This window comes from Acinetobacter albensis (genome assembly GCF_900095025.1).
GTDB lineage: Bacteria > Pseudomonadota > Gammaproteobacteria > Pseudomonadales > Moraxellaceae > Acinetobacter > Acinetobacter albensis.
This window is the reverse complement of sequence record NZ_FMBK01000012.1, coordinates 115,700-124,790: the sequence shown is the minus strand read 5'-3', so window position 1 is coordinate 124,790 and position 9,091 is coordinate 115,700. Positions and strand designations below refer to the sequence as shown.

Annotated in this window: 9 protein-coding genes; 2 read left to right on the top strand and 7 right to left on the bottom strand. The window is 36.0% G+C overall.

The window, feature by feature from the left end; all coding sequences use genetic code 11:
* Window positions 1-469: 469 nt before the first annotated feature.
* From GA0116959_RS11180 to GA0116959_RS11150, 7 genes are all read right to left on the bottom strand, one after another.
* Window positions 470-1,003, bottom strand: a complete 534-nt coding sequence (locus GA0116959_RS11180; protein ID WP_244878596.1) for a lytic transglycosylase domain-containing protein — start codon at window positions 1,001-1,003, stop codon at window positions 470-472.
* A 226-nt stretch (window positions 1,004-1,229) separates the two neighbouring features.
* Window positions 1,230-1,772 (bottom strand): type 1 glutamine amidotransferase domain-containing protein, encoded by a 543-nt coding sequence (locus GA0116959_RS11175; protein WP_053577812.1) that lies wholly within the window; start codon window positions 1,770-1,772, stop codon window positions 1,230-1,232.
* A 369-nt stretch (window positions 1,773-2,141) separates the two neighbouring features.
* Window positions 2,142-2,627 carry a GNAT family N-acetyltransferase gene (locus GA0116959_RS11170; RefSeq protein ID WP_092720765.1) on the bottom strand — a complete coding sequence of 162 codons (486 nt, stop codon included), beginning with the start codon at window positions 2,625-2,627 and terminating at the stop codon, window positions 2,142-2,144.
* 84 nt (window positions 2,628-2,711) lie between these two features.
* A complete protein-coding gene (locus GA0116959_RS11165) occupies window positions 2,712-3,917 on the bottom strand; it encodes an acyl-CoA dehydrogenase family protein (protein ID WP_092720764.1) in 1,206 nt (401 codons plus the stop codon).
* Between the two features lie 15 nt (window positions 3,918-3,932).
* A complete protein-coding gene (locus GA0116959_RS11160; protein WP_092720763.1) occupies window positions 3,933-5,228 on the bottom strand; it encodes an acyl-CoA dehydrogenase family protein in 1,296 nt (431 codons plus the stop codon).
* Window positions 5,229-5,452: 224 nt separating this feature from the next.
* Window positions 5,453-6,826 carry an ABC1 kinase family protein gene (locus GA0116959_RS11155; protein WP_053577816.1) on the bottom strand — a complete coding sequence of 458 codons (1,374 nt, stop codon included), beginning with the start codon at window positions 6,824-6,826 and terminating at the stop codon, window positions 5,453-5,455.
* A 260-nt stretch (window positions 6,827-7,086) separates the two neighbouring features.
* Window positions 7,087-7,392, bottom strand: coding sequence for a hypothetical protein (locus GA0116959_RS11150; RefSeq protein ID WP_092720762.1), 306 nt, complete (start codon window positions 7,390-7,392; stop codon window positions 7,087-7,089).
* A 207-nt stretch (window positions 7,393-7,599) separates the two neighbouring features.
* Here GA0116959_RS11150 and GA0116959_RS11145 point away from each other — a divergent pair, with 207 nt between their 5' ends.
* Entirely contained in the window at window positions 7,600-7,983 is a 384-nt protein-coding gene (locus tag GA0116959_RS11145) for a lysozyme inhibitor LprI family protein (protein ID WP_092720761.1), read from the top strand.
* 90 nt (window positions 7,984-8,073) lie between these two features.
* Window positions 8,074-9,084 carry a 50S ribosomal protein L3 N(5)-glutamine methyltransferase gene (gene prmB / locus GA0116959_RS11140; protein ID WP_092720760.1) on the top strand — a complete coding sequence of 337 codons (1,011 nt, stop codon included), beginning with the start codon at window positions 8,074-8,076 and terminating at the stop codon, window positions 9,082-9,084.
* Window positions 9,085-9,091 lie beyond the last annotated feature (7 nt).

The window sequence follows — 9,091 nt, the reverse complement described above, 5'->3', positions numbered from 1 at the left end:
TTACCCATGTGAGAGTAAGTCATCGCCAGCTCATTATTCTAAACCCCCCTCAGTCAAAAGACTGAGGGGGGTTTTTCTATACATAATTTAAAAAGTAGAAAGTAAACTCTTAATGATTTCAGAAATTAAAATTCTCACTGTAGCCTAAGATTTGAATCAAAATACTCTCAAATACTTTGTAAGAAAGATAGTGAGAAACATTTTATATTCAGGTTTTTCTCCTCAATTCCTGAAGGTAGTAAAGGCTATAATGCACTTTAAACTGCTGTTGAGAATCATCATTTAGAAGCGGTTAAAATAGTAGTAAGTAAAGGGGAGTATAGATCATCGAAGTACTTATACCGATTTAGAACTTACTGAAATTTCTGTAAATCAAGATGTTATTTTTAAAAAAAACCTTTAATTGAAATTAAAACTGTTAAAAAACCCAACATAATGTTGGGTTTTTTTTATTTAAATTATTTAAATCTTATAACACCTTTTTTAATTTTTCTTCATGTTGTTTGACTTGTCTAGCATATTTTTTACCTTGACGCTTCATCTTCCAACTAGATTTATAGCCAGTAGGTCCGACATTATAATAAGCTAATGCTTTTTTCCAACTGCCTGCCGATTGATTATATTTGGCTAAAATAAATGAACCACAATTAATATTGGTTGCTTCTTCAAATAAATCACCAGGGCAGATTTGTTGCCAATAATTGGGCATAATTTGTGTTAAACCGATTGCACCTGCTGGTGAAATGACATAGTTTCGATAACTCGATTCCTGTTGAATCATCGCGGCTAACATCAAAGGATTTAAATCATATTTTTCGGCAGCTTGAATAATAATAGGCGCAACACGATTAGCAGTATTGCTTTCAACAGCGTAAGCATTTTGAATGCCATTTGAGAGTTTAATTGACCTTTTAGCAATTGATCCTCCGCCTAAAGCAGAGCAGCCTGTGAGTACGACTATAAAACTGATTAGAAATATTAATCTAAAAAATGAAGGTTTAATTTTTAATAACTTAGATTCTAAAAATAAAAATGGTGTAGATAACAAAATACAAGCCGTTCGTCAGTTTTTATTAAAAGTTATGCTATTCGGACAGGTTGTGGGAGTCAATAACAAATACTTTATCACTATGTAAGATTTTAAAGTATTCTAATTTAAATACGAATTTTATTAGAAATCCCATTAGATTAATATTAATGGGACTCAAACTCGAAATAAATTAAATAGTTTAAGAACTCAATTCTTCTAAAAGAGCCTGATTGAAGGCAGGAATATCATCGGGACAGCGTGATGTAATGAGCGGCCAACCATGAGTATTGCATCGATGTACTTCTTTATCGACCCATTTTCCGCCTGCATTTTCGACATCTAATTGAATACTCTTGTAAGAGGTTAAATTCTTATCTTTAATTTTCCCTGCATTAATTAAAACCCAAGGTGCATGACAAATTGCGGCAATCGGTTTTGCATGATCAGTAAAATGTTGAATAATTTGATGTGCGTTTTCGTTGAGTCTTAGCGTATCTGCATTGACAGTTCCACCGGGAATAACCAAAAGATCATAATCTTGTGCATCAACCTTCTCTAAAGTGGTTTGAGGAGTATAAGAAGTTGCAGGTGTCTTATCACTTTTAACAGTATGTACTTCTGCTTGTTCTTCTGCAGCATGAATGACTTCAATCCCTTTAGATTGTAAATATTCAAGAGGTTTCATCAGTTCATCATGTTCTACACCGACATTTGAAGTAATAAATAATGCTTTCTTAGACATTTTATGATCCTGAATCGCTTATTTGATTTTCGACCTTAACAAAATCGAGAGTGCATGCTGTACAAATTTTGGCTCATTCTTGTTAAAGTTTGAAATGAACATAAACAATAAATCTCATGCTGAGATGAAAATTATTTTTTGAAGATTAAGCGGCTGACTTTTTCTTTATCCAGTATTTTGCCTTAGAAATTTATTTTTTATTTAGTAGGTATCTTAATTTTATAATATTTTTATGCAGGATTATTGATTGATTAGGATCAATAAATATGAAGTACGTAAGATATTTCGCACTCAATGATTAATCGCTTGGATTAGAATGTATAAATTCTATTGTCTATTTGACGTAATCAGCATGAGAGTCAAAATCAACTAAAATCTTTTTTCCATCCAAATTTCACACACATGACTATGTCCAGTGTGTCCTTTAGGGTGATTTAAATATTCAAAACCTAATTTTTCATAAAGTTTTATTGCTTGGAAGAGGACAGGTGTGGTTTCTAAATAACATGACTGAAAACCATTTTCTTGGGTAAACTCAAATGCTTTTTCTAAAAGTTGCTGGGCTAAGCCTAAACTTCGAATCTCAGGTAAAAAATACATTTTTTGAATTTCTAAAACCGTTGAATCACCTTGGAGAGGTGACAAACCACCGCCTCCAAATATCTGTCCATTCTGATCTGTAATCACCCAATATTCAGCTTGAGGCTGGCAATAAAAATCAAATAAATTATCTAACATAGAATCAGCTACAGCAAAACCTGATTCAGCAGCGAGTCCAAATTCTTTAGAAACTTTGCGAATAATTCGGGCTATTTCAGGATTGTCTTGCACTTGGAGTGATCTAATTTGGTACATAAGCCTAAAGTTAATTATAAAAAGGATAGATTTTGATAACAAAAATTCTATCCCAGTTGAGATTTTTATGCAGTAGATATTGGCTTATTTTAATTCACTTGAACTTTTGCTTAATTCACGGCGTGCGATAATCAATTGCTGAATCTGCTGCGTTCCCTCAAAAATATCTAAAATTTTTGAATCACGTGCCCATTTTTCTAATAAATCATCTTCGTTATAACCAATACTGGCAGCTAATTCTACGCATTTAAGTGTAATTTCATTTCCAATACGTCCAGCTTTAGCTTTGGCAATAGAGGCTTCTTTAGAGTTCGGTTTTTTATTATCTGCCATCCATGTCGCTTTCAAAGTGAGTAACCGAGCCGCTTCCCACTCTGCTTCCATACGATAAATTTGTGCTGCAATATTCGAAGTATGCAAATATGGCGTAGAATACGTCAAGTCAAGTTGATGTCTAAAAATTTCTTTAATTCGTTCTAACGATGCTTTTGCACAGCCTACGGCCATTGCGGCAACAAGTGGGCGAGTGTTATCAAATGTTTCCATCACACCAGCAAAACCTTTAGAAATATCAATATCTGCGTTGCCAAGTAAGTTTTCAGCAGGAACACGACAATCAATAAAGCGAATAACGGCTGTATCTGAGGCCTTAATGCCAAGTTTATGCTCTAAGCGTTCTATTGTCATGCCAAACGTGCCTTTTGCAACTACGAATGACTTAATCGCTGCACGACCTAAATTTTTATCTAAGGTGGCCCAAACCACCACCGAATCGGCACGATCACCAGAAGTAACGAATATCTTTTCTCCATTTAAAATATAATCGTCGCCATCTTTGATCGCTGTAGTTCGAATGGCGGCAGAATCTGAACCACAATTTGGCTCGGTAATTGCCATCGCTGCCCAAGTGCCTTTAAAACGTTCAAGTTGTTCATCATTTGCAACAGCAGCAATCGCTGAATTTCCTAATCCCTGACGAGGCATAGACAATAACAAACCTGTGTCGCCATAGCACATTTCGATAATGCTTAAAGCGGTCGACATATTGGTACCATTGCGGTTACCTGCTGTTGTATCTTCACTGCGTTTCCCTGCACCCGCAGCTCCAGCATTCATGCCTTCGCCACCTTCGTTCATACCATCGACCAAAGATGACAACATGTCTAATTCTTTGGGATAAGCATGTTCAGCTTTGTCATATTTTCGTGATATCGGGCGTAAAACATTCAGAGCGACTTCGTGCGCTTGATTGACCAGCATTTTAAATTTTTTAGGATTTTGTAAATTCATTATTATTCTCCAAAATTAAGCATGTAAACCTGAGTGTATAATGGCAGTTGCACGTAGGTCGCGATACCAACGTTCAACAGGGTGCTCTTTGGTAAAACCATGACCACCTAAAATTTGCACACCATCAGTTCCAATTTTCATCGATTTTTCTGCGCATAGCAGGCGAGCTAGATAGGCTTCACGATGAAAAGGTTGACCTGCTTCGGCAAGACTGGCTGCATTTAAAATCATCATACGCATAGATTCAATTTCAATTGCCATATCTGCAATCATGAAAGCGACACTTTGACGATGTGAAATGGGCTCACCAAAGGCAGTTCGCTCATTGGCATATTCAATACAATAGGCTTTTACCGCTTCACATGTGCCAACTGCCATGGCACACCACATTAAATTACCTAAATCTAAAAATGCTGAATAATTAAAATCGTCATCTCCCAAAAGTTCAGCAGGGCTATGCTCAAATTTTAAGGTCATAGTTTCAGCAGCTTTTAAGCCCATTGCAGATGTTTTTTTGGCTGTGATGGTATTGTCTCTTTTTACCAAAAAGACTTCTGGTGAGCCGTTAAGTTCAGCATTCACCAAAAAAAGATCAGCCGTTTCACCTAAAATTACCAAGGTTTTTTCACCATAAAGGGTATATTTTCCATGTGATGAAGTGGCTATCGTTTTTAAGGTGTAGGGATTAAATGCTGGCGTCGATTCTTGTATAGCAAATGTGGCTTGAATGTCTAACTCATTTGCAAAACTGCTTAAATAGGTGGCTTGAATACTTTCAGAACCCCATTGGGTAATGGCATTAATGACACTAAAAGTAGACAGTAATCCAGCAGTTAAAGTGAAATCACCTTTGGCCAAATGCTCGGCTATTAAAATATTGCTTAAGATATTTTTTTCACTTGCCACACCGCCTAAAGCTTCTGGAAGTGCGTAGTAATTGAGTCCTAAATCTGTGGCATATTGCCAAAGTGCAGGAGGAAACTTTTCGTCATGATCGGCTTGATGTGCTAGAGGGTAGAGTACCTCTGCGGCAAACTGATCCATCGCGTCACAGGTCATTTGCTGTTCTTCAGTCAGGTTCAAATCAAATAAAGATTTTTGCTGAGAAGGCAGGCGTTGTTTCGTCATCTTATGATTAGGTTTAAACACTTTTTGAGATTGACTTAGCGTTTTAAAACTCATTTTTGAACCTTGATATAAGGATTTTTCAATAAATTTACGGAGTTTTAATTGATCCAGTACATCGCTTGCGGCAATTTTAGTGATCAGTGAGAGCCCAAATCCTTGTGCTTTGTTTACCATATTGGTCATTTTTATAATCCATCGATGTTATTGCTTTATATTTTTATGCTGACACGAGGAGATGGAAAAAACTATGTCATGATTGACAATTAAAATTGACTTAGATAAATGGTTCATGGGGTTTTTAGAGAATTTTAAGAATATGAATTTTATAATTATTTTTTAATGATTAAGATTATTTTAAAAATAAAAATTGACTAAAATGACAAAGTTGCCATTTTAGTCATCAAAAATTATAAAAACTTTGTCACCATCTTGCGAACATTGGTTTTTGCATCAATCACCGTCATAAAGGTGTACGCACCAATAAATTTTCGACTGATAAACATAAATTCTTTGGGGGGTACGCTAAAATAACGTGATGCCATCGACTTAGAAGCACGTTGCATTACGCGGCTATGAAGGAGACTTTTTTTCCAATCATAACGCTGTTGGTCATCCATCACGCCTTCAGGCAAATCAGGATTGTTGGCAATAGTACTAAAAGCTTCTGTGGCTAACAAAAAGACTTTCGCCATATCGGGTTTAATACTTTGCGGAATAGAATCAAAGAAGTCATAACCCGTCATGGCTTGTACCATTTCATCTTGATTATGACAGTAGCCTGCATGAATTAAATTACGCGCGACAGTCAGCAAATGTTGATCAAACTGACGAATTGCACCGAAATCTAATAATACAATCCGATCTTGACCGTTCTCATCATCTGCTAGGCGCACCAGATAATTACCAAAGTTTGGATCGGTTTGCATTTCACCCCATTCAAAAATCTCACGTACTGCTATTTCTAAGGACGCTTCACCCAATTGGTTACGACGTTCTTGAGGTAAGGAGAGCATCACTGGACTATTAATCGGCACGCCACGTTCAAAGGTCATACATAGAACTTGATCGGTACAGTATTCGTGAATAATTTGTGGCACAACATAGCGTGGATCTGCTTTCAAACGTTCAGCAAAGCGACAGGTGGTTTCAGCTTCAATTTTATAATTCACTTCACGATGCATCATTTCGCGAACTTCATCAAACCACTGATCAAATTCACGTGTTTGCGGCACCATACGAGTTAATTTGAGCATATTTTTAAAGAGGCTCATGTCAGAATCGATGGCAGCGGCTACACCCGGATACTGAATTTTGAGTACTATTTCTAAGCCATCTGACTTGCGCACAGCACGATGCACTTGTGCCAATGAAGCTGTCCCTAATGGTTCATGATCGATGGTTAAATCATGTAGTTTAGAACCTAATTGTTGTTCTAAATGTTCTTTAATTGCAGGCCAAGCCAGTGCAATCGTTTGGTTGTTTAACGTATTTAGCGCTTGAGTAATTTCTTCTGGTAAAAAATGTTCACCATATAAGGCCATCATTTGTCCAATTTTTACAATTGAACCTTTTAACTTACCAATTTCTGAAACAAGATAATCAGCTTGTTGTTTCATGGCTTTTTTGCGTTTTTTGTCTTTTTCGACTTCACTTGAAAATATGGTGGTTGCATTAGATGCTGCCCAACGCGTTCCTGCGAGTAAGGACGCTTTAGCGATAGATAAGCGTCGATCCATAGAAGAGGTTTTAAGTTGTTTAAGCTTATCGTTCTGATTTGACATTAAACAAAATCCTTTAAGCAGCAAGTCGCAGAATATTTAATTGTAGCGGATATTAACGTGAATTGACGTATTAAAAAAGTTCCATATGCTAAATTGAACGTTAATATTCTTAATATTTTAATTTATTTTTTCTGGCGCACTTGGAGTCACAAATCATCCGACTATATAGAAATAAAAAATCAGTTGAGGAAAATGAGGGCTGGTTTTATCCATCAAAAATGCTCAAGAACGCTCAAAATATGAGACCAGAAATAAAAATATTACATACGAAATTGTACTTTCATTTCACTTTTCTGCTTGAGCAAAGTTTTATTATTTTGCAAGTATTTAAAAATCATGGCTTGAACGGTTTCGTGCATAAAACCCAGCGCATAACCTTTCACAATAATAATACTGGGTAAACTAAAGAATAAATATTTGGCATCATCCTCTGACGGTGTGGCGTAAATATCATATTTTATTAAAATATGTTGCAAGAATTTTTTCTCTGTTTCAACTTGGGCAGAAGGGGTATCATTCCAATATTTCTCACGTATTGCCATGAGGTTGTTGTGTTTATAGCTCATGATGATCCATAGACTCAAAAAGAATAAATCTTATATCGGGGTAGATGAGAGAGATTCAATAGTGAGGACTAAAATTTGATGATGCAATCTCTACAAATCGCTTTATAGGAATTCTGACAGAGTTGTTGTAATATCTGAATATAAACAAAAAAATAGTATTTAAAGATTCAGTTTTGATAAAAAATTGATCAAACAAATGGGGGAAGCATGCATTTTTTATCCGCAATTATTTTAACTGTGGGCAGCTTAAGCGCTATGGCAGTAGAGGCGCAATCAGGTGCTAGTCAAGAATATAATCAATGTTTAAATACATCTTATGGTCAAAGTAAAATTATCATTACATGTATTGATAAAGAATTAAAAATACAGGAAAAATTATTAAAAAAATATTATAAAAGCAATTTAGAAAATAATGCCTCTCATCAAAAAAATCTTGAGCAACAACATCAGCTTTGGTTGAACCGAATGAAACAACAATGTCATTTCGGCGTGACCTCTTCGTTTATCGAAATTAAACAAAAAAAATGTCTATTAGAGATGACAAAAGAACGTGTTTATTATTATGAAATGAAGCAAATGGGGTATAAATAATTATATTCAACTTGATTGAAAAATTATAAAAAACACGCAAAACAAGGTATCATGAGGCGTTTTAAAAAATTGACCTTGGAGACGCCTTAAGTGGATCAACTGACTATTAGCCCTGAACATTTGCAGGAAGCCGCTGAAAATTTAAACACCATTCGTGATTTTATCCGTTTTGGTGTTTCAGCTCTACGTCAATATGATGCACATTTGGGCCAAGGCACTGAAGACTTTTTTGCTGAAAGTTCTGCGCTGGTTCTACAAACTTTAGCATTGGACTGGAATGCAAACCCAGAAATTTTAGATGCTAAATTGCTGCCAAGTGAAAAAGCTGAATTTATCAGTTTACTTGAGCGTCGCATCAATGAAAAAGTTCCGACCTCATATTTATTAAACTTAGCTTATTTCTGTGACAAGCCATATTACGTTGATGAGCGTGTATTGATTCCGCGTTCTCCTATTGCAGAATTAATTAATCAACGTTTTGCCCCGTACTGTTTAGATGAAAATGGTCAAATGCGTGAGGCCCAAAATAATCTTCCAGAGAATCCACAGCCTAAAATGCCGCGTCGTATTTTAGATATGTGTACAGGTTCGGGCTGTATTGCAATAGCGCTGTCTTATGCTTTTCCTGAGTCAGAAGTGGATGCAACCGATATTTCTAAAGAAGCTTTAGAGGTAGCCTCAATTAATGCTGAACATCACAATATGCAATATCAAGTTGCGTTAATGGAATCTGACTTATTTGCAAAAATTCCTGCTGAAAATCAATATGATTTAATTGTCTCCAATCCGCCTTATGTAGATGCAGAAGATATGGCTGATTTACCTGCTGAATTTTTGCATGAACCAGAACTTGCGCTTGCTGCTGGTCAAGATGGGTTAGATTTGGTGCGTAAAATGTTGGCACAAGCTGCAGATTATTTGACCGAAGATGGTTTAATTGTCATAGAAGTAGGTAATTCAGAATGGGCGATGAAACAGAATTTTAATACCATTGATTTCCACTGGTTGACTTTCCAAAAAGGCGGTTCGGGTATTTTTGCTTTAACTGCCGCGCAATGCCGTCAATACCGTGATTTATTTGTACAGTCTTTAGAAGCATAGGGAGTTC